The 25,765-nt window shown below is 73.9% G+C and carries 25 protein-coding genes; 19 read left to right on the forward strand and 6 right to left on the reverse strand.

What is annotated here, in order from left to right; translation table 11 throughout:
• The first annotated feature begins 54 nt into the window (after positions 1–54).
• Positions 55–1,911, forward strand: a complete 1,857-nt coding sequence (glmS, locus tag ABT048_RS05210) for a glutamine--fructose-6-phosphate transaminase (isomerizing) (protein WP_350519925.1) — start codon at positions 55–57, stop codon at positions 1,909–1,911.
• A 42-nt stretch (positions 1,912–1,953) separates the two neighbouring features.
• On the opposite strand, the gene ABT048_RS05215 is transcribed toward glmS, so the two are convergent.
• On the reverse strand, positions 1,954–2,511 hold the full coding sequence (locus ABT048_RS05215) for a Uma2 family endonuclease (protein WP_350519926.1): 558 nt from the start codon (positions 2,509–2,511) through the stop codon (positions 1,954–1,956).
• A 172-nt stretch (positions 2,512–2,683) separates the two neighbouring features.
• Between ABT048_RS05215 and ABT048_RS05220 the strand changes: the two genes are divergently transcribed.
• From ABT048_RS05220 to ABT048_RS05240, 5 genes are all read left to right on the forward strand, one after another.
• Positions 2,684–4,159 (forward strand): NAD(P)H-hydrate dehydratase, encoded by a 1,476-nt coding sequence (locus ABT048_RS05220; RefSeq protein ID WP_350519927.1) that lies wholly within the window; start codon positions 2,684–2,686, stop codon positions 4,157–4,159.
• A 164-nt stretch (positions 4,160–4,323) separates the two neighbouring features.
• Positions 4,324–5,523: an alanine racemase gene (gene alr / locus ABT048_RS05225; protein WP_350519928.1), complete on the forward strand. Its 1,200-nt coding sequence runs from the start codon at positions 4,324–4,326 to the stop codon at positions 5,521–5,523.
• Positions 5,520–6,791, forward strand: coding sequence for an alpha/beta fold hydrolase (locus tag ABT048_RS05230; protein WP_350519929.1), 1,272 nt, complete (start codon positions 5,520–5,522; stop codon positions 6,789–6,791). Before alr ends, ABT048_RS05230 begins: the two co-directional genes overlap by 4 nt.
• Positions 6,792–6,920: 129 nt before the next feature.
• Entirely contained in the window at positions 6,921–7,427 is a 507-nt protein-coding gene (tsaE, locus tag ABT048_RS05235) for a tRNA (adenosine(37)-N6)-threonylcarbamoyltransferase complex ATPase subunit type 1 TsaE (RefSeq protein WP_350519930.1), read from the forward strand.
• A gap of 110 nt (positions 7,428–7,537) precedes the next feature.
• Positions 7,538–7,732 carry a hypothetical protein gene (locus ABT048_RS05240; RefSeq protein ID WP_350519931.1) on the forward strand — a complete coding sequence of 65 codons (195 nt, stop codon included), beginning with the start codon at positions 7,538–7,540 and terminating at the stop codon, positions 7,730–7,732.
• Between the two features lie 7 nt (positions 7,733–7,739).
• Here ABT048_RS05240 and ABT048_RS05245 read toward each other — a convergent pair whose 3' ends face one another.
• Positions 7,740–8,306 (reverse strand): hypothetical protein, encoded by a 567-nt coding sequence (locus ABT048_RS05245; RefSeq protein WP_350520092.1) that lies wholly within the window; start codon positions 8,304–8,306, stop codon positions 7,740–7,742.
• A gap of 153 nt (positions 8,307–8,459) precedes the next feature.
• On the opposite strand from ABT048_RS05245, the gene tsaB reads away from it, so the two are divergent.
• From tsaB to ABT048_RS05270, 5 genes are all read left to right on the forward strand, one after another.
• Positions 8,460–9,116, forward strand: coding sequence for a tRNA (adenosine(37)-N6)-threonylcarbamoyltransferase complex dimerization subunit type 1 TsaB (tsaB, locus tag ABT048_RS05250; RefSeq protein ID WP_350519932.1), 657 nt, complete (start codon positions 8,460–8,462; stop codon positions 9,114–9,116).
• Positions 9,117–9,139: 23 nt separating this feature from the next.
• Positions 9,140–9,628 (forward strand): ribosomal protein S18-alanine N-acetyltransferase, encoded by a 489-nt coding sequence (rimI, locus tag ABT048_RS05255; RefSeq protein ID WP_350520093.1) that lies wholly within the window; start codon positions 9,140–9,142, stop codon positions 9,626–9,628.
• A complete protein-coding gene (tsaD, locus tag ABT048_RS05260; protein ID WP_350519933.1) occupies positions 9,621–10,727 on the forward strand; it encodes a tRNA (adenosine(37)-N6)-threonylcarbamoyltransferase complex transferase subunit TsaD in 1,107 nt (368 codons plus the stop codon). Before rimI ends, tsaD begins: the two co-directional genes overlap by 8 nt.
• Complete coding sequence (locus ABT048_RS05265) at positions 10,724–11,002, forward strand: hypothetical protein (RefSeq protein WP_350519934.1); 279 nt, start codon at positions 10,724–10,726, stop codon at positions 11,000–11,002. Before tsaD ends, ABT048_RS05265 begins: the two co-directional genes overlap by 4 nt.
• A gap of 81 nt (positions 11,003–11,083) precedes the next feature.
• Complete coding sequence (locus tag ABT048_RS05270; protein ID WP_350519935.1) at positions 11,084–11,992, forward strand: polysaccharide deacetylase family protein; 909 nt, start codon at positions 11,084–11,086, stop codon at positions 11,990–11,992.
• On the opposite strand, the gene ABT048_RS05275 is transcribed toward ABT048_RS05270, so the two are convergent.
• A complete protein-coding gene (locus tag ABT048_RS05275; protein WP_350519936.1) occupies positions 11,989–13,170 on the reverse strand; it encodes a THUMP-like domain-containing protein in 1,182 nt (393 codons plus the stop codon). The genes ABT048_RS05270 and ABT048_RS05275 overlap by 4 nt on opposite strands.
• A gap of 94 nt (positions 13,171–13,264) precedes the next feature.
• Positions 13,265–13,576, reverse strand: a complete 312-nt coding sequence (locus tag ABT048_RS05280; protein ID WP_350519937.1) for a hypothetical protein — start codon at positions 13,574–13,576, stop codon at positions 13,265–13,267.
• 249 nt (positions 13,577–13,825) lie between these two features.
• Here ABT048_RS05280 and groES point away from each other — a divergent pair, with 249 nt between their 5' ends.
• From groES to ABT048_RS05295, 3 genes are all read left to right on the forward strand, one after another.
• On the forward strand, positions 13,826–14,131 hold the full coding sequence (groES, locus tag ABT048_RS05285; protein ID WP_014136232.1) for a co-chaperone GroES: 306 nt from the start codon (positions 13,826–13,828) through the stop codon (positions 14,129–14,131).
• A gap of 135 nt (positions 14,132–14,266) precedes the next feature.
• A complete protein-coding gene (gene groL / locus ABT048_RS05290) occupies positions 14,267–15,898 on the forward strand; it encodes a chaperonin GroEL (protein ID WP_350519938.1) in 1,632 nt (543 codons plus the stop codon).
• 154 nt (positions 15,899–16,052) lie between these two features.
• Entirely contained in the window at positions 16,053–17,051 is a 999-nt protein-coding gene (locus ABT048_RS05295) for a LysR family transcriptional regulator (protein ID WP_350519939.1), read from the forward strand.
• A gap of 97 nt (positions 17,052–17,148) precedes the next feature.
• On the opposite strand, the gene ABT048_RS05300 is transcribed toward ABT048_RS05295, so the two are convergent.
• Positions 17,149–17,475 carry a WhiB family transcriptional regulator gene (locus tag ABT048_RS05300; protein WP_350519940.1) on the reverse strand — a complete coding sequence of 109 codons (327 nt, stop codon included), beginning with the start codon at positions 17,473–17,475 and terminating at the stop codon, positions 17,149–17,151.
• Positions 17,476–18,037: 562 nt separating this feature from the next.
• Between ABT048_RS05300 and ABT048_RS05305 the strand changes: the two genes are divergently transcribed.
• The 4 genes from ABT048_RS05305 (at position 18,038) to ABT048_RS05320 (ending at position 22,837) form a co-directional block, all read left to right on the forward strand.
• Positions 18,038–18,649, forward strand: coding sequence for a response regulator transcription factor (locus ABT048_RS05305; RefSeq protein WP_014136228.1), 612 nt, complete (start codon positions 18,038–18,040; stop codon positions 18,647–18,649).
• 332 nt (positions 18,650–18,981) lie between these two features.
• The gene (locus ABT048_RS05310; protein ID WP_350519941.1) at positions 18,982–19,707 is read left to right on the forward strand and encodes a sigma-70 family RNA polymerase sigma factor; all 726 of its coding nucleotides are present in this window, start codon (positions 18,982–18,984) and stop codon (positions 19,705–19,707) included.
• A 329-nt stretch (positions 19,708–20,036) separates the two neighbouring features.
• Positions 20,037–21,539: an IMP dehydrogenase gene (gene guaB, locus ABT048_RS05315; protein ID WP_350519942.1), complete on the forward strand. Its 1,503-nt coding sequence runs from the start codon at positions 20,037–20,039 to the stop codon at positions 21,537–21,539.
• Between the two features lie 170 nt (positions 21,540–21,709).
• Entirely contained in the window at positions 21,710–22,837 is a 1,128-nt protein-coding gene (locus ABT048_RS05320; protein WP_350519943.1) for a GuaB3 family IMP dehydrogenase-related protein, read from the forward strand.
• Between the two features lie 81 nt (positions 22,838–22,918).
• On the opposite strand, the gene ABT048_RS05325 is transcribed toward ABT048_RS05320, so the two are convergent.
• Positions 22,919–23,482 (reverse strand): hypothetical protein, encoded by a 564-nt coding sequence (locus tag ABT048_RS05325; protein WP_350519944.1) that lies wholly within the window; start codon positions 23,480–23,482, stop codon positions 22,919–22,921.
• Positions 23,483–23,734: 252 nt separating this feature from the next.
• Between ABT048_RS05325 and ABT048_RS05330 the strand changes: the two genes are divergently transcribed.
• A complete protein-coding gene (locus tag ABT048_RS05330; protein ID WP_350519945.1) occupies positions 23,735–25,756 on the forward strand; it encodes a protein kinase domain-containing protein in 2,022 nt (673 codons plus the stop codon).
• Positions 25,757–25,765 lie beyond the last annotated feature (9 nt).

The following is a 25,765-nucleotide window of genomic DNA, read 5'->3' on the forward strand; positions in this document are numbered from 1 at the left end:
AGCGTTCGCGGGAGGCGGGAATACGGCCACAGAACCGCCCTTATGCTGGCACGCATGTGCGGAATTGTTGGATACGTGGGCGCGCAGTCCGCCCTCGACGTAGTAATCGCAGGCCTGCAGCGCCTGGAGTACCGGGGTTACGACTCGGCCGGTGTCGCGGTGCAGGTTCAGGACTCCGACGGGCAGTGGAGCCTGTCGACCGACAAGCGGGCCGGAAAGCTCGCCAACCTGGAGAAGTCGCTCGCCGAGTCCCCTCTGCCCGGCGGCACCACCGGCATCGGCCACACCCGCTGGGCCACCCACGGCGGCCCGACGGACGCCAACGCCCACCCCCACCTGGACGACGACCTGCGGGTCGCCGTGGTGCACAACGGCATCATCGAGAACTTCGCGCAGCTGCGCGCCGAGATCGCCGAGCGCGGCCACACCCTCCGGTCGGAGACGGACACCGAGGTCGTCGCCCACCTGCTGGGCGAGGCCTACCAGGGCGACCTCGCCGAGGCCATGCGGGCGGTCTGCGGTCGGCTGGAGGGTGCCTTCACCCTGGTCGCCGTGCACGCCGACGCGCCGGACGTCGTCGTCGGTGCCCGCCGCAACTCGCCGCTGGTCGTCGGCCGCGGCGAGGGCGAGAACTTCCTCGCCTCGGACGTCGCCGCCTTCATCGCGCACACCCGCGAGGCGATCGAGCTGGGCCAGGACCAGGTCGTCGAGCTGCGCAAGGACGGCGTGACCGTCACGAACTTCGACGGCACCCCCGCCGACGTGCGCGAGTACCACGTCGACTGGGACGCCTCCGCCGCCGAGAAGGGCGGCTACGACTACTTCATGCTCAAGGAGATCGCCGAGCAGCCGAAGGCCGTCGCCGACACCCTGCTCGGCCGGATCGGCACCGACGGCCGGCTCACCCTCGACGAGCTGCGGATCTCCGACGCCGACCTGCGGTCGGTCGACAAGGTCGTCATCGTCGCGTGCGGCACCGCCTTCCACGCCGGCATGATCGCCAAGTACGCGATCGAGCACTGGACCCGCATCCCCTGCGAGGTCGAGGTCGCCTCCGAGTTCCGCTACCGCGACCCGATCATGGGCCCGGGCACGCTGGTCATCGCCATCTCGCAGTCCGGCGAGACCATGGACACCCTGATGGCCCTGCGGCACGCCCGTGAGCAGGGCGCCAAGGTGCTGGCGATCTGCAACACCAACGGCTCCACCATCCCGCGCGAGTCGGACGCCGTGCTGTACACGCACGCCGGTCCGGAGGTCGCGGTCGCCTCGACCAAGGCGTTCCTGACCCAGCTGGTCGCCTGCTACCTGGTCGCCCTCTACCTGGGCCAGGTGCGCGGCACCAAGTGGGGCGACGAGATCTTCGCCGTCATCAAGGAGCTCGGCGACGCGCCGAAGCAGGTCGAGCAGGTCCTGGAGACCATGGAGCCGGTGCGCGAGCTGGCCCGCTCGCTGGCCGACGCCCGCTCGGTGCTGTTCCTCGGCCGCCACGTCGGCTTCCCGGTGGCCCTGGAGGGCGCGCTCAAGCTCAAGGAGCTGGCGTACATGCACGCCGAGGGCTTCGCGGCGGGCGAGCTCAAGCACGGCCCGATCGCGCTGATCGAGGAGGGGCTGCCGGTCGTGGTGGTCGTGCCCTCGCCGCGCGGGCGGTCGATCCTGCACGACAAGATCGTCTCCAACATCCAGGAGATCCGGGCCCGTGGCGCCCGCACGATCGTGATCGCCGAGGAGGGCGACGAGGCCGTCGTGCCGTACGCGGACCACCTGATCCGCATCCCGGTCACCCCGACCCTGCTCCAGCCGCTGGTCTCCACCGTGCCGCTCCAGGTCTTCGCCTGCGAGCTGGCCACGGCCAAGGGCCACGAGGTCGACCAGCCGCGCAACCTGGCGAAGTCGGTCACCGTCGAGTAGTTCCACGCCCGTCGGCAACGGCGCCCCTGCGGTGGCTGCGTCCTACCGCAGGGGCGCCGTGTCGAGCGTGAAGGAGAACGGGGCGGGCAGCTTGATCCGCCTGCCGAACTCGGTCTCGTGGAGGGTCGCGTAGTCCCCGTCCTTCGGGTCGGTGAACAGCGTCACCGTTCCTTCGCTCCGGTCGATGAGCAGGTAGCACGGAACGCCGGCAGCGGCGTAGCCAAGGCGCTTGGACTCGCGGTCCTTGACCGGATTGGTTGACGTCACTTCGAGGACCAGTTCGACTCCTACGGCGGACGACCACGAATCCTGGGCGCGGAAGTGGCCGACGGGGGCAACGGTGGCGTCAGGGATGAACCGGCCCCTCGGGGTGATCAGTCCCTTTCCGCCGCTGACGTACAGCTCCTCGGCTGCTTCACGCGCCACAGCCCGGGCGAACCGGGCGATCGCGTCCTCGTGATCACCGTCCGGCGGTGGCGTCACTACGATCTCCCCTTCGATGAATTCGGCCTTGCTGCCCGGCGGGGTGTCCAGCTCCAGAAACGCCTGGAGGAGGCTGTCCTCGCCCAGCGGGTGCTCGATTGCCGGCATGGCGACCATGGCCCTTCTCCCTCCTGTGGGTCCGTGCCGGGCCACAAGGTAGGCGCACGGACCGGCACTGGTGGGGGGATCGAAGTGGTTGTCACTCGAAAGTGTGCCGCAGGCCCGGCTCCCGCGGGGCGGTGACGCGGGCTAGCGTCGTCCGTACGTCGACGGCCGGAGGAGCCCCGCCATGCGTCATGCACACCCTGTGGAAACCGTCCGGGCCGCCGAGGCCGCGTCGATGGCGCGGCTGCCGGAGGGGACGTTGATGCAGCGGGCGGCCGCGGGGCTGGCGGCGACGTGCGCGCGGCTGCTGACCCGGCGTCGGGGGCGGGTGTACGGCAGCCGGGTGGTGGTGCTGGCCGGCAGCGGGGACAACGGGGGTGACGCCCTGTACGCCGGGGCCGCGCTGGCCCGGCGCGGGGCGCGGGTGACGGCGGTGCTGCTCGCGCCGGAACGGGCGCACGAGGGCGGGCTGGCCGCGCTGCGGGCGTCCGGCGGACGGGTGACGGCGGAGCAGGCCGTCGGCCTGGCCGACTTCTCGCGCGCGGACCTGGTGCTGGACGGGATCGTCGGCATCGGCGGCCGGGGCGGGCTGCGCCCCGGGGCCCGGCCGTACGCGGAGGCCGGGCGGCGCGGGGTGGTGGTCGCGGTCGACCTGCCCAGCGGGGTGGACGCCGACACCGGCGAGGTGCCGGGCGCGGCGCTGCGCGCGGACGTCACGGTCTGCTTCGGCACGTACAAGCCCGGCCTGCTGGTCGACCCGGGGGCGTCGTACGCGGGCGCCGTGCAACTGGTCGGCATCGGGCTGGAGCTGCCGGAGGCGGGCGTGACGGCCCTGCAGCACGCGGACGTGGCGGCGCTGCTGCCGCGGCCGGGCGCGGAGAGCGACAAGTACCGGCGCGGCGTGGTCGGCGTGGCGGCCGGGTCGGCGACCTACCCGGGGGCGGCGCTGCTGGCGGTCGCCGGGGCGCTGCGCGGCGGTGCGGGCGCCGTCCGGTACGTGGGCACGGCGGCCGAGGAGGTGGTGCGGCGCTTCCCGGAGACGCTGGTCACCGAGGGCGGGCCGGCCGGGGCCGGCCGGGTGCAGGCCTGGGTGGTCGGGCCGGGCGGCGGCGAGGGGGCGCGGCAGGCACTGGCCGAGGCGCTGGCCGGCGACGTCCCGGTGCTGGTGGACGCGGACGGCCTGACCGAGCTGGGCCGACTCGGCCCGGAGGCGCTGGCCGGCCGCACCGCACCCACCCTGCTGACCCCGCACACCGGCGAGGCCGCCCGGCTGCTCGCCGGCGCCGAGGGCACCGCGCCGCCGGCCGCCGACGACCTGGCCGCCAGCCGGCTGGCCACGGCCCGACGGCTGGCGGCGGCCTACCGCGCGACCGTCCTGCTCAAGGGCTCCACGACGGTGGTCGCCGACCCGGGCGGGGCCGTCCGGGTGAACCCCACCGGCACCTCCTGGCTGGCCACCGCGGGCAGCGGCGACGTCCTGGCCGGGCTGGCGGGCTCGCTGCTGGCGGCGGGACTCCCGCCGCTGGACGCCGCGTCGGTGGCCGCCTACCTGCACGGCCTGGCCGGCCGCGAGGCGGCGGGGGACCCGGGCGCACCGGTGACCGCCCTGGCGGTGGCGGAGGCGCTGCCGGCGGTGTGGCGGGCGGTCCGCGCGGGGTAGCGGGCCGCGGCCGGGAGCGGAACCGAAGGCTCCGCCGGCCGCGTCCGAGAGGGGGTGACGAGCGGTTCGCCGCGGGGTGGTGCGGCGGGAGGGGCCCGGTCGTCGGCCGCCGCGCCGATGGGCCGTTCGGCGAGGACTCCGGGACGTCTGGGAGACTGACCCTGATGACAACTGCGAACACGATCGGCACCGCCACCCTGACCGACGGCGTACGGGCCGAGGCGACCATCGATCTCGGCGCCCTGCGCGGCAACCTCGCGGCGCTGCGCGAGCGCGTCGGCGGCGCGGCGGTGATGCTCGCGGTCAAGGCGAACGCCTATGGCCACGGCGCGGTCGAGTGTGCCCGCGAGGCGGTCGCGAACGGGGTCGGCTGGCTCGGTTGCGCGACGCCCGACGAGGCGCTGGCGCTGCGGGCCGCGGGCATCCGCCCGGAGCACGCCCGCATCCTGTGCTGGCTGTGGACGCCCGGCGGGCCGTGGCGCGAGGCGCTCCGGGCCGGCCTGGACATCTCGGTCAGCGGCCAGTGGGCGCTGGACGAACTGCTCCCGGCCGTACGCGAGACCGGCATCCCGGCGCGCGTGCACCTGAAGGCCGACACCGGCCTCGGCCGCAACGGCTGCCAGCCGCACGACTGGCCCCGGCTGGTGGCCGCAGCCCGGCGCGCCGAGGCGGAGGGGCTGCTCACCGTGGTCGGCGTCTGGTCGCACTTCGCGGCCGCCGACGAGCCCGGCCACCCGTCGATCCAGGCCCAGCTGGACTCCTACCGCACCGCGCTGGCCGAGGCCGAGGCGGCCGGGCTGCGCCCCGAGGTGCGGCACCTGGCGAACTCGCCGGCCACCCTGCTGCTGCCCGAGTCGCACTTCGACCTGGTCCGTACCGGCCTGGCCGCGTACGGGCTTTCGCCGGTGCCCGAGGTGGGCTCGCCGGCCGACTTCGGGCTGCGCCCGGTGATGTCGCTCGCGGCGCGGCTGGCGCTGGTCAAGGAGGTCCCCGGCGGGCACGGGGTCAGCTACGGCCACCACTACACGACGCCCGGCCCGACCACCCTGGGCCTGGTCCCGCTCGGCTACGGCGACGGCGTCCCCCGGCACGCCAGCGGTACCGGCCCGGTGCAGATCGGCGGCAAGTGGCGCACGGTGGCCGGCCGGGTCGCGATGGACCAGTTCGTCGTGGACCTCGGCGGGGACGCCCCCGCGATCGGCGACGAGGCGCTGCTGTTCGGCAGCGGCGAGCGCGGCGAGCCGACCGCCGAGGACTGGGCCCGCGCCTGCGGGACCATCGCGTACGAGATCGTCACCCGGATCGGCGCCCGGGTGCCGCGCCGCTACCTGGGCGGCAGCCACACCGGGGACACGCCGGCATGACCGACGCGCCGACCGGGGACGGAACGGTCGCGGCGGTCGCCAAGGCGGCCGGCGCGGCCTCCGGGGTGAGCCGGGCGGGCGTGATCGGGATCTCGGTCGGTGTGCTGGCGGCGGGGGCCGCCGCCGGGGTGGCGATCGAGCGGCTGACCGTCGGGCGGGCGATGCGCCGCCGGGCCCGGGCCGAGCTGGACGCGAGCGCCCCGTACGGCTCGCTGCGCGGGCGTCCGAGGACGGTGGCCGCGCCGGACGGCACCGAGCTGTACGTGGAGCTGGACGGCACCGGCTGGGCCGAGCCGGACGGCGACGGCTCCGGCGCCGAACCGCTGACCGTGGTGTTCTGCCACGGCTACTGCCTCAACCAGGACAGCTGGCACTTCGAGCGGGCCGCGCTGCGCGAGGGCATGCGGCTGGTCTTCTGGGACCAGCGCAGCCACGGCCGCTCGGAGCGCTCCCGCTCGTACCTGGCCGGCGAGCCGGCCGGCATCGACCAGCTGGGCGGCGACCTGAAGGCCGTGATCGACGCCGTCGCGCCGACCGGGCCGCTGGTGCTGGTGGGCCACTCGATGGGCGGCATGACGGTGATGGCGCTGGCCGACCAGTACCCGGACCTGTTCCGGGAGAGGGTCGCCGGGGTCGCCCTGATCGGCACGCTCGCGGGCGACTGGGACGACGTCAGCCTCGGCCTGCCCAAGGCCGGCGCGAAGCTGTTCAAGAAGGTCGCGCCCGGGATGGTGAAGCTGCTGGGCCGTCAGGTCGACCTGGTCGAGGCCACCCGGCGGCTGGGGTCGGACCTGACCGCCGTCTTCTACCGGAAGTTCTCCTTCGGGGGCCGGGACGTCGACCCCGGCGTGGTGCGCTTCGCCGAGCAGCTGCTGGACGCCACCCCGATCGACGTGGTCGCCGAGTTCTACCCGGTGTTCGGCGCGCACGAGAAGTACGAGGCGCTGGCCGCCCTGCGCGGCCTGCCGGTCCTGGTGCTGGCCGGGACGAAGGACCTCCTGACGCCCTCGGCGCACAGCGAGGCGATGGCCGAGCGGCTGCCGGGCGCCGAGCTGGTGCTGGCCGAGGGCGCCGGGCACCTGGTGATGCTGGAGCGGCCGGAGCTGGTCGACCGCGAGCTGGCGCTGCTGCTGCGCCGGGCCGCCGACTTCGCGGGGGCCGCGCCGCTGCCCGCGGCCGTCCTCGACCTGACCCGCGAGCCTGCCGGGGGCACGGCCGCGGGCACGGCTGCCGGACCGGCCGCCGAACCGGTCGTCGACCCCGCCTGACGCCCGCCTGGCGCCCGCCGACGCCCGGCCCGGCACCCGTCCGGCGCACCCGGGGGCGGCGATGTGGCACGGTAGCGGTGGCGGCCGGTGGTCGGTGCGCCGGTACGGACCGAAGGGCAAGACACGCGCATGGGCTCGCACGCCACTCTCACCGTTCCCACCCCGGAGCGGATGGGCCGGCTCGGCCGGGAGCTGGCCGCGCTGCTGCGGCCGGGGGACCTGGTGCTGCTCTCCGGCGAGCTGGGGGCGGGGAAGACCACGCTGACCCGGGGCCTGGGGGAGGGGCTGCAGGTCCGCGGGGCGGTGACCTCGCCGACCTTCGTGATCGCCCGGGTGCACCCCTCGCTGGTCGGCGGCCCGGCGCTGGTGCACGTGGACGCGTACCGGCTGGGCGGTGACCTGGACGAGATGGAGGACCTCGACCTGGACGTCTCGCTGCCGGAGTCGGTGGTCGTGGTCGAGTGGGGCGAGGGCAAGGTCGAGCGGCTGTCCGAGGACCGGCTGGAGGTCCGGATCGAGCGCGCCCTGGGCGACACCGCCGACGGGGACGACCACGATCCGCGCCGGGTGCTGCTGACCGGCATCGGTCCGCGCTGGGCGGACGTGGCGCTGGCGAAGCTGGCGGGGCAGGAGTAGCGGCGGGTCGCGGCGACTTGCCGACAGACTGTCGGCAAGATGTTGCGGGCGGAGTGCCGGGCGTGGTGGGATGGGTGCTGCGGTTAGGTCTGCCTAACTAGGGAGGCGCCATGTCGAGCACCACCCCCGCCCCGGAGCGCGCCGTCCGCGCCGCCGGGGCCGGAGAGTCCGCCCGTTGCGCTCCGGGGGAGCCGATGCGGGCACTGCTGGCCGCCCGCGCGGCCGCCGAGGCGGTGTCCACCCCGCCCGGACCCGAGCCCGGGCAGGCCGAGGAGCCCGAGGCGCAGGCACCCCGGGCCGCGTGAGGCCGCCTCAGGCGACCACGACCACCTTGGTGTCCTTCGGCGCGAAGTCCCAGAGCAGCTGCCCGTCCGTGCGGCCGCTGCGGATGCCGCCGGTCTTGGTCTTCGGGTCGGCCGACGGGGTCGTGCCGTCCACCGCCGCGCTGAAGCCGAACACCACGCCGCTCTGCTGCGCGAAGCGCACCACGTGCTCGATCTGCCGGCCGTCCGTGCCGGTGGCCGTCGCCGTGCGGCTGTACACCGCGTAGCTGCCCGGGGCGGGCTCGACCGTGCCCGGGCTGACCGGGAAGGCCGCCGCGACCTGCGGGGCCTTCTTCGGGTCGACCAGCCAGACGTAGTGGCTGCTCACCGAGTAGACCACCCGGATGCCGGTGCCCGAGGTGGCCGGCAGCGGCGGGACGGTCGGGGTGGCCGAGGCGGTCGGCGCCGCGGCGGTGGCCGTGCCCGTCGCCGTGATGGTGGGGGTCGGCTTGGCGCCGCCGGCCCGGTCCTGGGCGCCGTTGGCCTGGAAGGCCAGCAGGCTCACCACCGCCAGGGCCCCCAGGGTCAGCCCCGTGACCACCACTCCAGGACCCATCTTCGCCACGTGCCGCTCCCGCTGCCGTCCCTTTTCGTACGGGCTTATCGTGCCAGGTCCGTCCGTCCGGGTCGCAGCGCCTCGGATGTGTGTTCCCGGTTGGCACGTCCGGCCGATCGTCCGGTCGGCCCAACGTCGGTCTAACCTTGACCCGTGCTGCTGCTCGCGTTCGACACCGCTACCCCCGCCGTCACCGCCGCCGTCCACGACGGAACCGCCGTCCTGGCCGAGACCCACCAGGTCGACGCCCGGCGCCACGGCGAACTGCTGCTGCCCGCGATCGACGGGGTGCTGCGTACGGCCGGGGTGGACAAGCACCGGCTGACCGGCATCGCGGTCGGGGTCGGCCCGGGCCCGTACACCGGTCTGCGGGTCGGCCTGGTGACCGCCGCCGCGCTCGGTCACGCCCTCGGGCTGCCGGTGCACGGCGTCTGCACCCTGGACGCGATCGCCTTCCAGGCCCGCGCCGAGGGGCTGGCGGGGCAGCCGTTCACGGTGGCCACCGACGCGCGCCGAAAGGAGGTCTACTGGGCCTCGTACGACGCCGAGGGCCGCCGCACCGAGGGCCCGGGCGTGGACCGCCCGGCCGAGCTGACCGCGCCGCCGCGCTCGGTCGGCGCCGGCGCGCTGCTCTACCCGGACGCCTTCCCGGGCGCGCACGGCCCGGAGCACGTGTCCGCCGGGGCCCTGGCCGGCTTCGCCGCCGCCGAGTTGGCCGCCGGGCGCGAGCTGCTGCCGAACGTGCCGCTGTACCTGCGCCGCCCGGATGCCCAGGTGCCGGCCGGCTACAAGGCGGTGCTCCCGGCGTGAACCACGGCACCACCCTGCGCCCGATGCGCTGGTGGGACATCGCGCCGGTGATGGAGCTGGAGCTGCGGCTGTTCCCCGAGGACGCCTGGTCCACCGGGATGTTCTGGTCCGAGCTGGCCGAGACCCACCCCGGCGGCACCCGCCACTACACCGTCGCCACCGCCGCCGACGGTTCGGTCGTCGGCTACGCCGGCCTGATGGCGATCGCCGGCGAGGGCGACGTCCAGACCATCGCCGTCGACGACCGGCACCAGGGCGCCGGCCTCGGCACGGCGCTGCTCACCGACCTGATCCGGGAGTCCGCCCGGCGCGGCTGCGCCGAACTGCTGCTGGAGGTGCGGGTGGACAACCCGCGGGCCCAGCGGCTGTACGAGCGCCACGGCTTCGAACCGGTGGGCATCCGGCGCGGCTACTACCAGCCCGCCAACGTCGACGCGCTGGTGATGCGCCTCGACCACCCCAGCACTGACAGCACTGACCCGAAGGACATTGAGGACACCCGCCATGGCTGACGAACCGCTCGTCCTCGGCATCGAGACCTCCTGCGACGAGACCGGCGTCGGCATCGTGCGCGGCACCACGCTGCTGGCCGACGCGGTCGCCTCCAGCGTCAACGACCACGCCCGCTTCGGCGGCGTCGTCCCGGAGATCGCCAGCCGCGCCCACCTGGAGGCGATGGTCCCGACCATCCAGCGCGCCCTGGACACCGCCGGGATCAAGGCGAGCGACCTGGACGGCATCGCCGTCACGGCCGGCCCCGGCCTGGCCGGCGCGCTGCTGGTCGGCGTCAGCGCCGCGAAGGCGTACGCCTGGGCGCTGGACAAGCCGCTGTACGGGGTCAACCACCTCGCCTCGCACATCTGCGTCGACCAGCTGGAGCACGGCCGGCTGCCCTCGCCGACGATGGCCCTGCTGGTCTCCGGCGGGCACTCCTCGCTGCTGCTCAGCGAGGACATCACGAGCGATGTCCGCCCGCTCGGCGCGACCATCGACGACGCGGCCGGCGAGGCGTTCGACAAGGTCGCCCGGGTGCTCGGCCTGGGCTTCCCCGGCGGCCCGGTGGTCGACCGGAGGGCGCGCGAGGGCGACCCGAAGGCGATCGCCTTCCCGCGCGGCCTGAGCGGCCGGAACGACCCCGCGTACGACTTCTCGTTCTCCGGTCTGAAGACCGCCGTCGCCCGCTGGGTGGAGGCCAAGCGCCGGGCCGGCGAGGAGGTGCCGATCGCCGACGTGGCGGCGTCCTTCCAGGAGGCGGTCACCGACGTGCTCACCCGCAAGGCCGTCAAGGCGTGCAAGGACAACGGCGTCGACCACCTGATGATCGGCGGCGGCGTGGCGGCAAACTCGCGACTGCGCGAGATGGCCCAGCAGCGCTGCGACCGGGCCGGCATCCGACTGCGGGTGCCGCGGCCGGGCCTGTGCACCGACAACGGCGCGATGGTGGCGGCGCTGGGCTCCGAGATGGTGTGGCGCGACCGTGCGCCGTCCGCGTTCGAGCTGTCCGCCGACTCCTCGCTGCCGGTGACCGAGGTCCACGTGCCGGCCGCGGGCTTCGGGCACGGGGACGTCCACGGACAGGCCTACGACGCCCTGGGCGGCGGCGCCGGATGACCGTCGCCGCGATGTGGGAGGCCCGGGCGGCGGACGGCCGCGGGGCCGAACTCGCCGCCTGGGTGCGGGAGTCGGTGCTGCCCGCGGTGCGCGGCACGGCCGGTCTTGAGCGCCTCGAAGTGTTCTCCGCCCCGGGCGAGCGGGTGCTCCTGATCACCTGGTGGAGCGGCGTGCCGGTGCCGGTCGCCGACCCGCCGGCCGAGCTGCTCGGCCGGCCGGTGCACCGCTGGTCCTTCACCAGCGAGCACGTCGAACAGGTCGAACAGGTCGAATAGGTCGTCACCGGGAACCGCGACCCCGGCCGCTACCGTGAATCAGCTGATAGAAAGCTGAACGGGAACCGGGAGCGCGGTGCGGTGAGCAGGGACGGGCGGAGCAGGACCAGGACGTACGCGGCGGGGGCGCTGGCCCTGCTGGCCTTCGCCACCGCGTGCGGCGACAACGGAGGCGGCGGCACGACCGCGCCGGCCGGCACGTCGGCGGCGTCGGGCACGCCCCAGCCGGCCGCGGCAGCCCCGAGCAGCGCGGCCGCCACCCCGGGGGCCGCCCCGGCGGGCGCGAACGCGGCGGCCTGGGCGAAGTGGAACCTCACCCCGCTCCCGCCCGCCCCGGCGCCGCCCGCCGACAAGCCCATCAAGCTCGAACGGACCGGCCCGGTACCGGTGTTCAGCGACGTGAAGACGACCGACAAGGTGGTCTTCATCACCATCGACGACGGCGCCGAGAAGGACCCGAAGTTCGTCGAGATGCTGACCGACCTCAAGGTGCCGATCTCGATGTTCCTGACCAAGGACATCGTCAAGAACGACTACGGCTACTTCAAGCCGCTCCAGGCGCTCGGCAACCACATCCAGAACCACACCGTGGACCACCCGGTGATGAGCAAGCTGTCGCCGGACAAGCAGAAGTCCGAGGTCTGCGACGACCAGGCCGCGCTCACCCAGCAGTACGGCACCGCGCCGCTGCTGTTCCGCCCGCCGTTCGGCGACGGTGCCAACACCCCGACGCTCAACACCGCGGTGCAGCAGTGCGGCCCGCGCGCGGTCGTGCTGTGGCGCGAGTCGATGCAGATCCACGACATGCAGTACCAGGCGGGGGACAAGAAGCTGAAGCCCGGCGACATCATCCTGGCGCACTTCCGCGGCCCCAAGGAGCTCAAGGGCGCCACGATGACCCAGATGTTCGGCGACCTGCTGGCCCGGATCCAGGAGCAGGGCTTCTCGGTGGCGCGGCTGGAGGACTACATCCAGGCCCCCGCCTCCTAGGCCCCGGAGGCCCGGACCGGCTGCCCCAGCATCATCAGCGGGCCGTGGTCGGTGCGGCTGAGGATCACCGTGACGGTGTTCGGCCCGGAGGGCTTGAGCTGGCGGCGCAGCTCCTCCGGGGTGATCGCCATCCCGCGCTTCTTGATCACCACCGTGCCGACCCCGCGCTCGCGCAGCAGCGCCTTCAGCTTCTTGATGTGGAAGGGCATCACGTCGGTGAGCTCGAAGGCGTGCGCGTACGGGGTGGCGACCAGCTCGTCCGAGGTCAGGTAGGCGATCTTCGGGTCGATCAGCCGGCCGCCGACCTGCTCGGCCACCTCGGCCACCAGGTGCGCCCGGATCACCGCGCCGTCCGGCTCGTACAGGTAGCGCCCGACCGGGCCGGCCGGCGGGTCGGGCAGATCGCCGCCGGTGAGGCTGTCGCCGTGCGGCAGCAGGGTGGCGCGGTGCGGGCCGGCGGCCCTGGTGCCGAACCAGAGCACCGCCTCCTTGACGTCGCCGTGGTCGGAGACCCACTCGGCCTCGGCGTCCGCCGGGACGGCCTCGTGCGGGATGCCCGGTGCGACCTTCAGCGCCCCGATCGGGGTGCGCCGGCCGGCCTCGATCGCCCAGGAGAGCGGCGGGGCGTACGCCTCGGGGTCGAACACCCGGCCGCGCGAGGTCCGTCGGGCCGGGTCGGTGAACACCGCGTCGTAGCCGGCGACGTCCACCTCGGCGACGTCCGCGCAGCGCACCTCGACCAGCTCGGCCAGGCCCAGCGCGGCGGCGTTCGCGGCGGTGGCGGCGCAGGCCGCCGGGTCCTTGTCGACGGCCAGCACCTCGATGCCCGCCCGGGCCAGCGCCAGCACGTCCCCGCCGATGCCGCAGCACAGGTCCGCCAGCCGCCGTACGCCCAGCTCGGCGAACCGTCGCGCCCGCCACTCGGCCACGCTGCGCCGGGTGGACTGCTCGACCCCGTTGGGCGTGAAGTACATCAGGTCGGCGTCCGCCCCGAACTTCGCGCGCGCCCGCTGCCGCAGCCGCGCCTGCCCGAAGGCCGCCGACACCAGCTCCGCCGGGTGCTCCCGCCGCAGCCGGGTGGCCAGCGCGAGCTCCTCCTCGGGGGTGAACTCGCGCAGCTCGGCGAGCAGGGCCTGGCCCTCGGGGGTCAGCAGGGGCTGGAGGTTCTCGGTGTCCACGGGGTCATTCTCGCCGGTCGGCGCGGCGCCGTGCCCGGGGCGGGCGCGAGCGGGCGGAGCCCGGCTCGGGCCCCGCGGACGGCGGGCGGCGTGCTCATCCGAGGGCGGCCAGGCAGAGCACGACGGGCAGGGCGAAGGGGGCGACCGCGGCGGAGATCGGCAGCAGCCGGTAGTCGGCCCGTTCGCCGAGCACGGCGACGGCGACCGGCACGCCCCAGCCGATGACCAGGGCGCAGAGCGCGCCGTAGGCGACGCAGCCGCCACTGTCGGAGCCGAAGGCTTCGGCCACCGCTGCGCCCAGCCAGAAGGCGCCGAGCGGGAGGGCGGCCAGTACGGGCAGGAGTGCCACCGCGAGCACGGCGTCCTGCGCGTCGGACGGGCCGAGGCGTACCGGGGTGTCGGTCATGGCACGAGTGTGCCGAGGGCGCCGACGGTCGCACATGAGTACGGGTACTCATCCCTCGGCCGGGGCTGTCCGGGCGCGCCGTTGGCACTCTGGTTGACTGAGTGCTAACACGGCCCTATGGTCGTCCTTGGCACTCCCCACCGGGGGAGTGCTAACGCGAAGACGTGTGTCTGACCCCCGCGACGGCAGACCCGCAGGCTCGCCCCTACCCGTTAGAAAACCCCGTAATCTCCGAAGGGGAGCTCGGACGTGACCACCAGCAGCAAGGTTGCCATCAAGCCGCTTGAGGACCGCATCGTGGTCCAGCCGCTCGACGCCGAGACGACCACGGCCTCCGGCCTGGTCATCCCGGACACCGCCAAGGAGAAGCCCCAGGAGGGCGTCGTCCTGGCCGTCGGCCCGGGCCGCTTCGAGGACGGCCAGCGTCTGCCGCTCGACGTCGCCGTCGGTGACATCGTCCTGTACTCGAAGTACGGCGGCACCGAGGTGAAGTACCAGGGCGAGGAGTACCTCGTCCTCTCGGCTCGTGACGTTCTCGCCATCATCGAGAAGTAAACGCAGCATCGAGAAGTAAGTCGTTCCGACCCGCCCCGGATCCGTGTCCCAAGTGACAGGGGCCCGGGGCGTGGTTGTTGGTTCACGTAGTTCGGCGGCCGGTGGGCCGGCCGCAGCCCCGAGGGAATAGGGAACATGGCGAAGATCCTGCAGTTCGACGAGGACGCCCGCCGCTCGCTGGAGCGCGGTGTCAACAAGCTGGCCGACACCGTCAAGGTGACCATCGGCCCCAAGGGCCGCAACGTCGTCATCGACAAGAAGTTCGGCGCCCCGACCATCACCAACGACGGTGTCACCATCGCCCGTGAGGTCGAGCTGGACGACCCGTACGAGAACCTTGGCGCGCAGCTCGTCAAGGAGGTCGCCACCAAGACCAACGACGTCGCGGGTGACGGCACCACCACCGCCACCGTGCTGGCCCAGGCCCTGGTCAACGAGGGTCTGCGCAACGTCGCCGCCGGTGCCGGCCCGGCCGCCCTGAAGAAGGGCATCGACAAGGCCGTCGCCGCCGTCTCCGAGCACCTGCTGTCCGTCGCCCGCGAGATCGAGGGCAAGGACGACGTCGCCGCCGTCGCGTCCCTCTCCGCCCAGGACACCCAGGTCGGCGAGCTGATCGCCGAGGCGATCGACAAGGTCGGCAAGGACGGTGTCATCACCGTCGAGGAGTCGAACACCTTCGGCGTGGAGCTGGACTTCACCGAGGGCATGCAGTTCGACAAGGGCTACCTGTCGCCGTACTTCGTCACCGACGCGGAGCGGCAGGAGGCGGTCCTGGAGGACCCGTACATCCTGATCAACCAGGGCAAGATCTCCTCCATCCAGGAGCTGCTGCCGCTGCTGGAGAAGATCCTGCAGGGCGGTGCCTCCAAGCCGCTGCTGATCATCGCCGAGGACGTCGACGGCGAGGCGCTGTCGACCCTGGTCGTGAACAAGATCCGCGGCACCTTCAACGCCGTCGCCGTCAAGGCCCCGGGCTTCGGTGACCGCCGCAAGGCGATCCTGGGCGACCTGGCCACCCTGACCGGCGGCACGGTCATCTCCGAGGAGGTCGGCCTCAAGCTCGACCAGGTCGGCCTGGACGTGCTGGGCACCGCCCGCCGCGTGACCATCACCAAGGACGAGACCACCGTCGTCGACGGCGCCGGTGACGCCGAGGCCGTGGCCGGCCGCGTCGCCCAGATCAAGGGCGAGATCGCCGCCACCGACTCCGACTGGGACCGCGAGAAGCTGCAGGAGCGCCTGGCCAAGCTGGCCGGCGGCGTCTGCGTCATCAAGGTCGGCGCCGCCACCGAGGTGGAGCTGAAGGAGCGCAAGCACCGCCTGGAGGACGCCATCTCGGCGACCCGCGCCGCGGTCGAGGAGGGCATCGTCGCCGGCGGTGGCGCCTCCCTGGTCCACGCCGCCAAGGTGCTGGACGAGGGCCTGGGCCTGTCGGGTGACGAGGCCACCGGTGTCGCCGTGGTCCGCAAGGCGCTGCACGAGCCGCTGCGCTGGATCGCCCAGAACGCCGGCCTGGAGGGCTACGTCATCACCTCCAAGGTCTCCGAGCTGGAGATCGGCCAGGGCTACAACGCCGCCACCGGCGAGTACGGCGACCTGGTGAAGGCCGGCGTCATCGACCCGGTCAAGGTCACCCGCTCCGCCCTGGAGAACGCCGCCTCGATCGCCTCCCTGCTGCTCACCACCGAGACCCTCGTGGTGGAGAAGAAGGAGGAGGAGGCCGACAACGGTCACGGCCACTCCCACGGTCACGGCCACTCGCACTGAGGCCCGAACGACTGACCGGAGGCCCGGTCCGCACCCCGCGAGGGGACGCGGGCCGGGCCTCCGGCCGTCGTCCGCCCGGTCGTCCGCCGGGTCGTGGCCGCTTCAACCATCAGTAGAATTTTGCAGAACGCAAAGATTGCCTTATAACTAAGGCATGATCGAGGCCCGCCACCTGCGCGTCCTGCGTGCCGTCGCCCGCACCGGCTCCTTCTCCGCCGCCGCTCGTGAGCTGGGGTGCACCCAGCCCGCCATCAGCCAGCAGATGAAGGCCCTGGAGAAGTCCGTGGACACCCCGCTGGTGGTCCGCTCGGGCCGCGGGATGCAGCTCAGCGAGGCCGGGCGGGTCCTGCTCAAGCATGCCACCGGGATCCTGGCCGGGCTCTCCGCCGCCGAGGAGGAGGTGGCCGCGATCGCCGGGCTGCGGGCCGGCCGGGTGCGGCTGGTGTCCTTCCCGACCGCGAGTTCCACCCTGGTGCCGCCCGCGGTCGCCCGGCTGCGGGACGGCCATCCGGGGGTGCGCGTGTCGCTGGTCGAGGCGGAGCCGCCGGAGTCGCTGGCGATGCTGCGCGGCGGCGAGTGCGAGATCGCGCTGGCCTTCCGCTACCCGCAGTCCGACGGCGCCGTCGTGCTGCCGCCGCCGGCGCACGGCACGCCGCGCGAGGCGCGGGCCGAGGCCAACCTGGAGGCCCAGCAGCTGACCGCCGGGACCGACTGGTCCGATCTGGTGGTCACCCCGCTGCTGGACGACCCGCTGGTGGGCCTGCTGCCGGCCGCCCACCCGCTGGCCGGGCGGGGCGGGCCGGTCGAGCTGGCCGAGCTGGCGGGGGAGCAGTGGATCGCCGGCTGCCCGCAGTGCCGGGGGCACCTGGTGGAGCTGTGCGCCGGGGCGGGCTTCGAGCCCCGGATCGACTTCGCGACCGACGACTACCCGGCGGTGGTCGGCCTGGTGGCGGCCGGGCTGGGCGTCGCGGTGCTGCCGCGGCTGGCGCTGCAGTCGGTGCGCCCTGACGGCGTGTCGACGGTGCCGGTGCGGACGGCCTCGGGGGCGCCGGCGGTGCGACAGGTGGTCGCGCTGACCCTGCCGGACCTGGCCGAGGTGCCGGCCGTGGCGCTGATGCTGGAGCGGCTGGCGGGGGCGGCGGCCGCCCGCTGACGGCGGGTGACGGAACTCCCGCAGGTCCCGTACCGGCCGTGACCGGCCTGAGGCGCCGCGAAGAAACGTTTCTTCACGGCGCGTCGCGGAGGCGGGTCTAGCGCTGCGCGACCGCGGGCGGGGTCAGCGGGACCTCCACCAGCCGGTGCCGCGAGCGTCCCAGCATCTCCTCGCGCTCGTCCTCGGTCATCCCGCCCCAGACTCCGTACGGTTCGCGGACCGCCAGCGCGTGCGCGGCGCACTCGGCGATCACCGGGCAGCGCATGCAGACCTCCTTGGCGCTGGCCTCGCGCGAACTGCGCGCGGCCCCGCGCTCGCCCTCGGGGTGGAAGAAGAGCGAGCTGTCCACGCCGCGGCAGGCTGCGGAGAGCTGCCAGTCCCAGAGGTCCGCGTTGGGACCGGGGAGGCGGGAGAAATCTGCCATGGCTCATTCCCTTCAGAGGCCGTCGGCCGTCGGCCGGGCGCTCGGCGGGCTGCGGCCGAGCGATACGGCGGGGCTTCGATGCACTGGTGTGGACACCTGGAAATATGACTTAAGGCAACTCCATGGACAAGTCACCCACACACTGGCACAACAGTCAATGACCATACGAAAGCTATAAAAACGGGCAAAGTGGGCAAGGGTCCTCGGCGGGCGCGGGCGTGGCAATCGGGTGGCCGACGGGCGCACGACATGCCGAATCGGTGTGCGGGTCGTACGCCGACCGCGCGCGAGCTGCGGAAAAGTGCGGCGTGTGCACCGCGATGCGGCTGATCGGTAATGGGTTGGCCACGTACAGTGGTGGAGATGGCCCCGAAGGCCGTAACTCATTCGAGTGACGGTCGTTGGAAGTGCGGAGGCGGTTAGCGGGCGCCGGACGTCGGGAACGATCGCGGGCAGGTTGGGGCGATCAGCACGGAGTCTGTCGCCGATCGGCCGTGTCGGAGAGGTTCGTACCAGCCAGGAGGCTCAACGTGACGCGGATCAGCTGCGGAGGACGACGGTCATGACTTCCGTTCTCGTTTGCGACGATTCCCCGCTCGCCCGCGAGGCGCTTCGCCGCGCGGTCGCGACCGTACCCGGTGTGGACCGGGTCACCACCGCGACGAACGGGGAGGAGGTCCTCCGCCGCTGGGTGGCCGACCGCTCCGATCTCGTTCTGATGGACGTCCGGATGCCCGGCCTCGGCGGGGTCGAGACGGTCCGGCGGCTGCTGTCCGCCGATCCGGGCGCGCGGATCATCATGCTCACCGTCGCCGAGGACCTCGACGGTGTCGCGCTCGCGGTGGCCGCGGGCGCCCGCGGGTACCTGCACAAGGACGCCTCGCGCGCCGAGCTGCGGGCCACCGTCACCCAGGCCCTCGCCGACCCGACCTGGCGGCTCGCCCCGCGCCGCCTGCGCAGCCCCGACATGGGTGCCGCGCCGACCCTGACGGCGCGTGAGATCCAGGTGCTGGAGGGCATGAGCCACGGCCGCAGCAACGCCGAGATCGGGCGCGAGCTGTTCCTGTCCGAGGACACCGTCAAGACCCACGCCCGACGGCTGTTCAAGAAGCTCGGGGCCTCCGACCGCGCGCACGCGGTGGCGCTGGGTTTCCGCTGGGGCCTGGTCCGCTGACCACCGGCGGCGCCGCCGGGTGCGGCGCGCCACCGGTGATCCCCGTGGCGGGTACCGCACGGGTGTGTGACGTCACGGTCCCGAGGTTGCACCATGGAGGAGTGGAGCACCTCGGGGACCAGCGGACAGGCACTGCGGCGAACCGCGCGGCCGCAGGACACTCGGCGGACGGCGCGACGGACGGGACCACCGACGGCGGGGCGGGAGGCGGCACGGTGCAGGAGGGGCCGGTGGTGCGCGGCACGCCCCACGGTGCGGCAGCGCATAACGTTCCGGTGCACAACTCCGGACGCGGTGCCGCGTTTTCCCGCTCGACCAGGCACCATGGACCGATGCGCGACGACGTCGCCGGCGCGGCCGGCCAGGCGGACCCGGTGGAGGGCGAGCCCTCCGGTCCGGGTCACGATCCGTCGTACGCCGATCCCGGCGGTCCGGACGGCTCCGGCGCCGACCGCGGACCGGGCCGTCCTCCGGTGCTCGGTACGGGCGGCTCGCCGCTGGTGGGCGAGCTGGTCGCGGCGGCCGTGCGCGGCGAGGGCCCGGCGATCGACGCCCTGCTCGCCTACGTCCACCCGCTGGCGCTGCGGTACTGCCGTGCCAGGCTGGTACGACTGCCCGGCGGAGCCCGGCACCACGTGGACGATGTCGCGCAGGAGGTCTGCGTCGCGGTGCTCTGCGCGCTGCCCCGGTACAAGGACCAGGGGCGGCCGTTCGAGGCCTTCGTGTACGGCATCGCCGCGCACAAGATCGCCGACCTGCAGCGGGCCGCGATGCGCGGGCCGGGGTCGACCGTCGTCCCGCAGGACGACCTGCCCGAGGTGCCGGACGAGGCGCTCGGCCCGGAGGAGCAGGCGCTGCTGAGCAGCGACGCGGCCTGGGCGAAGGAGCTGCTGTCCAACCTGCCGGCCCGTCAGCGCGAGCTGGTGCTGCTGAGGGTGGCCGCCGGGCTGTCGGCGGAGGAGACCGGCGAGGTGCTCGGGATGTCCCCGGGCGCCGTCAGGGTGGCCCAGCACCGGGCGCTCAGTCGGCTGCGGGCCCTCGCGGAGGAGTCCTCCTGACCCCTGGCCTCGGCCGTTGCGGGGCGCGTGACCTCGGCCGTTGCGGGGTGTGCCCGCTCGGCGGGGCTCCGCGGGCGGGACGGAATCAGGCGGAATCAGGCAGCGGGCGGGGTTGTTGTCAAGGGCACACGAGGACACATTCGCGGTGCCAGTACCATGGGGTATCGGCGCCTGGGCGGGTTGCCAAAGTTTCACGGGTGCGCGCGGGGTCCCCTTGGAGGATCCTCCTATTGCGCCCGGCTTTCGGCGGTCTGCGCGAGTGAGCGATGAATGCGCCCCCACCCTCAGGGCGTGAGCGGATAAGGCCGGCCACGGAAGGTACCCCCCAAATGTCTTACAACGCCGCAGGCGTACCCGAGAAGTTCGCCATGCTCGGGCTCACGTTCGATGACGTCCTGCTGCTGCCCGGGGCCTCCGAGGTGCTGCCGAACCAGGTGGACACCTCCTCGCGGGTCTCCCGGAACGTCCGCGTCAACATCCCGCTGCTCTCCGCGGCGATGGACAAGGTGACCGAGTCGCGGATGGCCATCGCGATGGCGCGCCAGGGTGGCGTCGGCGTGCTGCACCGCAACCTGTCCGTCGAGGACCAGGCCAACCAGGTCGACCTGGTGAAGCGCTCCGAGTCCGGCATGGTCACCGACCCGATCACGGTCGGCCCGGACACCACGCTGGCCGAGGCCGACGCGCTGTGCGCCAAGTTCCGCATCTCCGGCGTGCCGATCGCCGACGAGGCGGGCAAGCTGCTCGGCATCGTCACCAACCGCGACATGGCCTTCGAGTCGGACCGCAGCCGCCAGGTCCGCGAGATCATGACCCCGATGCCGCTGATCACCGGCAAGGTCGGCATCTCCGGCGTCGACGCGATGGCGCTGCTGCGCCGCCACAAGATCGAGAAGCTGCCGCTGGTCGACGACGAGGGCCGGATCAAGGGCCTCATCACCGTCAAGGACTTCGTCAAGGCCGAGCAGTACCCGAACGCCGCCAAGGACGCCGAGGGCCGGCTGCTGGTCGGTGCCGCCGTCGGCGCCAGCGCCGAGGCGTTCGACCGGGCCCAGGCCCTGGTCGAGGCCGGCGTGGACTTCCTGGTGGTCGACACCTCGCACGGCCACAGCCACAACGCGCTGGCCTGGATCGCCAAGATCAAGTCGGCCGTGGGCGTCGACGTGGTCGGCGGCAACGTCGCCACCCGTGACGGCGCCCAGGCGCTGATCGACGCCGGCGTGGACGGCGTCAAGGTCGGCGTCGGCCCCGGCTCCATCTGCACCACCCGCGTGGTCGCCGGCATCGGCGTCCCGCAGATCACCGCCATCTACGAGGCCGCCCTGGCCTGCCGCGAGGCCGGCGTGCCGGTCATCGGCGACGGCGGCCTGCAGTACTCGGGCGACATCGGCAAGGCGCTGGCCGCCGGTGCCGACACCGTGATGCTCGGCTCGCTGCTGGCCGGCTGCGAGGAGTCCCCGGGCGAGCTGCTGTTCATCAACGGCAAGCAGTTCAAGTCCTACCGCGGCATGGGTTCGCTGGGCGCCATGCAGTCCCGCGGCCAGGGCCGCTCGTACTCCAAGGACCGCTACTTCCAGGCCGAGGTGGCCTCGGACGACAAGCTCGTCCCCGAGGGCATCGAGGGCCAGGTGCAGTACCGCGGCCCGCTGTCGGCCGTGCTGCACCAGCTGGTCGGCGGCCTGCGCCAGACCATGGGCTACGTCGGCGCCGGCACCATCGCCGAGATGGAGAGCAAGGGCCGCTTCGTCCGGATCACCTCGGCGGGCCTCAAGGAGAGCCACCCGCACGACATCCAGATGACCGTCGAGGCGCCGAACTACTCGACCCGCTGACCGGTCCGCACCACCCGAGCCACCGAGGGGCCCGTCGCTGCAGCGCAGCGGCGGGCCCCTCCGGCGCGTCCGGGGAGCGGGCCGTCGGGGCGCGGCCGCCGGTAGTACGGGATACTGGGGTGCGGCCGGGGTGACCCGGCGGGCACAGCAACACAGCAGAAGGGCTCGAAGTGACCGAGATCGAGATCGGGCGAGGCAAGCGCGGCCGCCGGGCGTACGCCTTCGACGACATCGCCGTCGTCCCCAGCCGCCGTACCCGGGACCCGAAGGAGGTCTCGATCGCCTGGCAGATCGACGCCTACCGCTTCGAGCTGCCGTTCCTGGCCGCCCCGATGGACAGCGTGGTCTCGCCGCAGCAGGCCATCGCCATCGGCCGCCTCGGCGGCCTGGGCGTGCTGAACCTCGAAGGCCTCTGGACCCGCTACGAGGACCCGCAGCCGCTGCTCGACGAGATCTCCGCGATCACCGACGAGGCCACCGCGACCCGTCGGCTGCAGGAGATCTACGCCGCGCCGATCCGCGCCGAGCTGATCAAGCAGCGGATCCAGGAGGTCCGCGACTCCGGCGTGGTCACCGCCGCCGCGCTCTCCCCGCAGCGCACCGCCGAGTTCTCCAAGGCCGTGGTGGACGCCGGCGTCGACGTCTTCGTCATCCGCGGCACCACCGTCTCGGCCGAGCACGTCTCCAGCGCCGCCGAGCCGCTCAACCTCAAGCAGTTCATCTACGAGCTGGACGTCCCGGTGATCGTCGGCGGCTGCGCCACGTACACCGCGGCGCTGCACCTGATGCGGACCGGCGCGGCCGGCGTGCTCGTGGGCTTCGGCGGCGGCGCCGCCCACACCACCCGCAACGTGCTCGGCATCCAGGTGCCGATGGCCACCGCCGTCGCCGACGTGGCGGCCGCGCGCCGCGACTACATGGACGAGTCCGGCGGCCGCTACGTGCACGTGATCGCGGACGGTGGCGTCGGCTACAGCGGCGACATCCCGAAGGCCGTCGCCTGCGGCGCCGACGCCGTGATGATCGGTGCCGCGCTGGCCCGCGCCACCGACGCCCCGGGCAAGGGCTTCCACTGGGGCATGGAGGCCGTCCACGAGGAGCTGCCGCGCGGCAAGCGGGTGGACCTCGGCACGGTCGGCACCACCGAGGAGATCCTGACCGGTCCGTCGCACACCCCGGACGGCACCATGAACCTGTTCGGTGCGCTGCGCCGTGCGATGGCCACCACCGGCTACACGGAGCTCAAGGAGTTCCAGCGCGTCGAGGTGACGGTCAACCCGGCGCTCGACCACCGCTGAGCCGTCGGCTGACGAAGGCCCCCGCCGAGCACGGCGGGGGCCTTCGGGCTGTCCGGGGGCTTCCGGGCCGTCGGCGGGGCGTCAACTGCGGTCGGCCGTGCGGCGGGTGAGGAGGAAGCCGCCGATGAGGGCGATGGCGTAGAAGGCGGCGTCGAGCGGGCGGAGGTCGGCGCGCCAGCCGGCCAGGGCGTCGTGCAGGAGGCCGCGCGGGCCGGGGCCGTCGGCGTCCACCAGGCGGAGGTGTTCGGCCAGCTGGCCGAGGAGGAGCGCGCCGGCCGCGAGGAGGGCGCCGAGCGGCGGGAGCAGCCGGTTGCGGCCGCCGAGCCGGCCGAGCGGGAGGGCCACCACTCCGGCCTGGGCGATGGCCAGCCAGCCGAGGCTGTCGGCGGCCCGCAGCGGGGCGCAGCCGTAGGCCAGGCCGCCGAGCAGCATGGCGAGGACGGCGAGGGCGACGGCCGCGGCGGTGCGGCGGCGGGGGGCGGTCCGGGCCGCTGGGGCGACGGGGTCGTACCCGGCCACCGGGGCGCCGGGCATGCCGGGCACCACGTAGCCTTCGGGGGAGGCCGGTGCGGGTGCGACCGAGTAGTGCTGGGCGGTGTGCGGCCGGGGCGATGGGCCGTCAGCGCCCGGTGCGGGTGCGGTCATGGGCGCCGAATCCCCCCGGAAAAGACGATGAGCTGCCGAACGGTAGCAGTGATTCGAACGGATCTTGGCGAGTTTTCGATCACAGATCGGGCACGGAGCGCCGCACCGGTTCCGGTTCGTCCCGGCTTGGGACGGGGGGCGGGTGGTCCTGAGCCACCGGGACAGGGGATGATGGAGGCTTGGGCGTTCGGGCCCGGCCGGTCCGACACGCCGTCACCACGACCGCCAGCAGCACATGGGGGAACGTTCCGAATGACCCAGGCGCAGGGTTCCACCGGCCGCCTCCTGGCCGGCCGCTACCGGCTGAACGGCGTGCTCGGACGCGGTGGCATGGGCACCGTCTGGCGCGCCGAGGACGAGATGCTGGGCCGGACCGTCGCGGTCAAGGAACTGCGGATGAACGCCAGCGTCGAGGAGGAGGAGAAGCACCGGCTGATCGTCCGGACGCTGCGCGAGGCCAAGGCGACCGCACGGATCCGGCACAACTCCGCGGTCACCGTCTTCGACGTCGTCGACGAGGACGACCGGCCGTGGATCGTCATGGAGCTGGTCGAGTCCCGCTCGCTGGCCGACGTCATCCGCGAGGACGGGCCGCTCGCGCCCGGCCGCGCCGCCGAGATCGCGCTGGACGTGCTGGGGGTGCTGATCGCCGCGCACGCGCTGGGCATCCTGCACCGGGACGTCAAGCCGTCCAACGTGCTGATCGGCGAGGACGGCCGGGTCGTGCTGACCGACTTCGGCATCGCCAGCGTCGAGGGCGACGCCTCCGTCACCTCCACCGGCATGCTGGTCGGCGCGCCCTCGTACATATCCCCGGAGCGGGCCCGCGGGCAGAAGCCCGGGCCGCCGGCCGACCTGTGGTCGCTGGGCGGCACGCTGTACGCGATGGTCGAGGGGCGGCCGCCGTACGACCGCGGCTCGGCCCTGGCGACGCTGACCGCGGTGATGACCGAGGACCTGGCCACGCCGGTGAACGCCGGGCCGCTGCTGCCGGTGATCGAGGGGTTGCTGGAGAAGGACCCGGCCGAGCGGCTGGACGCCACGCAGACCCGGTCGATGCTCAAGCGGGTGGTCGCGGAGGCGACCGTGAAGGCCGAGTCGACCACCGAGTACGCGATGCCGGTGGAGCAGCCGGCCGTCGAGCCGGGGACGAAGTCCGCGGCCGGGCCGAGGACCGAGCCGGAGGCCGGATCCGGGGCGGAGCCCGCGACCGAGCCGAAGCCGAAGCCGGAGCCGAAGACGGAGCCGAAGCCGGAGAAGCCCGAGGAGGGCCGGAAGCGGCCCGTGGGCGGGCTGCTGGGGACGGTCCGGGTGGGCAGCCGGGCCCGGGACGAGGAGCCGCCCGCGGCCGCCGTGGCGGAGCCCGCCGCGAAGGCGGCGGAGCCGGCGCCCGAGCCGATCCGGCCGGTGACCAGCGAGTGGACGATGGGCGCGACGCAGGCCGCCGGGGCGAACCCGCGCACCGGCCGGCGGCGGCTGGCCATCGCCACCGTGATCGTGGTGCTGCTGCTGATCGCGGGAGTGGTCGCGGTGCTCCAGGCCGTCGGCGGCGGGAACGGCAGCGCCAAGGGCGCGTCCACCCACGGCGCCGGGTCCGGCTCGCCGGTGGCGACGACCACGGACGCCGCGCCGGGCGAGAGCGCGGCGCCGCCCGCGTCCGCACCCGCACCCGCGCCCGCCGCCACGGCCACCGGGACACCGGGCGCCGAGGCCGCCACGCCCGCGGTCCCCGCTCCGGCGCCCGCGCAGCCCGCCGCCACCACGCCGGCGGCTCCGGCGCAGTCGCAGGCACCCGCCCCGGCCCCGGCGCAGCCCGCTCCGGGCGGCGCGGTGCCGGCCGGGTACCACGAGTACAAGGACCCGAGCGGCTTCTCGGTCGTCCTGCCGGACTGGCTGCAGCCGTCCGGCTCCGACGCCAACCGGCGGATCTTCAAGAACGCCGCCGACGGCAGCCAGCTGCGGATCGAGTGGACGACCACGCCGGGCGCCAGCGCCGTCGCCGACTGGCAGGAGTCCGAGCCCAACGTGCGCGGCCAGGTGACCAACTACCAGCGGCTGAACCTGGCGCCGATCACCTACCGGCAGTGGACCAACGCGGCGGACTGGGAGTGGACCAACGGCACGCCCAGGACGCACTCGCTCAACCGCGGCTTCGTGACCGGGACCCCGGCCAAGTACGGCTACTCGATCTACTGGATCGTCCCGGACGCGGAGTGGGCCGCGCAGGCCCCGGTCCGGGACGTCGTCTTCAACAGCTTCCAGCCGGCGCCGTAGCGCACGGGG

This window comes from Kitasatospora sp. NPDC096140, assembly GCF_040303045.1.
Classification (GTDB): domain Bacteria; phylum Actinomycetota; class Actinomycetes; order Streptomycetales; family Streptomycetaceae; genus Kitasatospora.

Excerpts from the sequence above, each read along its gene's own strand:
- glmS (WP_350519925.1), top strand. The coding sequence starts at position 55 with ATGTGCGGAATTGTTGGATACGTGGGCGCGCAGTCCGCCCTCGACGTA.
- ABT048_RS05215 (WP_350519926.1), bottom strand. The coding sequence starts at position 2,511 with ATGGTCGCCATGCCGGCAATCGAGCACCCGCTGGGCGAGGACAGCCTC.
- ABT048_RS05220 (WP_350519927.1), top strand. The coding sequence starts at position 2,684 with ATGCGTCATGCACACCCTGTGGAAACCGTCCGGGCCGCCGAGGCCGCG.
- alr (WP_350519928.1), top strand. The coding sequence starts at position 4,324 with ATGACAACTGCGAACACGATCGGCACCGCCACCCTGACCGACGGCGTA.
- ABT048_RS05230 (WP_350519929.1), top strand. The coding sequence starts at position 5,520 with ATGACCGACGCGCCGACCGGGGACGGAACGGTCGCGGCGGTCGCCAAG.
- tsaE (WP_350519930.1), top strand. The coding sequence starts at position 6,921 with ATGGGCTCGCACGCCACTCTCACCGTTCCCACCCCGGAGCGGATGGGC.
- ABT048_RS05240 (WP_350519931.1), top strand. The coding sequence starts at position 7,538 with ATGTCGAGCACCACCCCCGCCCCGGAGCGCGCCGTCCGCGCCGCCGGG.
- ABT048_RS05245 (WP_350520092.1), bottom strand. The coding sequence starts at position 8,306 with ATGGGTCCTGGAGTGGTGGTCACGGGGCTGACCCTGGGGGCCCTGGCG.
- rimI (WP_350520093.1), top strand. The coding sequence starts at position 9,140 with ATGCGCTGGTGGGACATCGCGCCGGTGATGGAGCTGGAGCTGCGGCTG.
- tsaD (WP_350519933.1), top strand. The coding sequence starts at position 9,621 with ATGGCTGACGAACCGCTCGTCCTCGGCATCGAGACCTCCTGCGACGAG.
- ABT048_RS05265 (WP_350519934.1), top strand. The coding sequence starts at position 10,724 with ATGACCGTCGCCGCGATGTGGGAGGCCCGGGCGGCGGACGGCCGCGGG.
- ABT048_RS05280 (WP_350519937.1), bottom strand. The coding sequence starts at position 13,576 with ATGACCGACACCCCGGTACGCCTCGGCCCGTCCGACGCGCAGGACGCC.
- groL (WP_350519938.1), top strand. The coding sequence starts at position 14,267 with ATGGCGAAGATCCTGCAGTTCGACGAGGACGCCCGCCGCTCGCTGGAG.
- ABT048_RS05295 (WP_350519939.1), top strand. The coding sequence starts at position 16,053 with ATGATCGAGGCCCGCCACCTGCGCGTCCTGCGTGCCGTCGCCCGCACC.
- ABT048_RS05300 (WP_350519940.1), bottom strand. The coding sequence starts at position 17,475 with ATGGCAGATTTCTCCCGCCTCCCCGGTCCCAACGCGGACCTCTGGGAC.
- ABT048_RS05305 (WP_014136228.1), top strand. The coding sequence starts at position 18,038 with ATGACTTCCGTTCTCGTTTGCGACGATTCCCCGCTCGCCCGCGAGGCG.
- ABT048_RS05310 (WP_350519941.1), top strand. The coding sequence starts at position 18,982 with ATGCGCGACGACGTCGCCGGCGCGGCCGGCCAGGCGGACCCGGTGGAG.
- guaB (WP_350519942.1), top strand. The coding sequence starts at position 20,037 with ATGTCTTACAACGCCGCAGGCGTACCCGAGAAGTTCGCCATGCTCGGG.
- ABT048_RS05325 (WP_350519944.1), bottom strand. The coding sequence starts at position 23,482 with ATGACCGCACCCGCACCGGGCGCTGACGGCCCATCGCCCCGGCCGCAC.
- ABT048_RS05330 (WP_350519945.1), top strand. The coding sequence starts at position 23,735 with ATGACCCAGGCGCAGGGTTCCACCGGCCGCCTCCTGGCCGGCCGCTAC.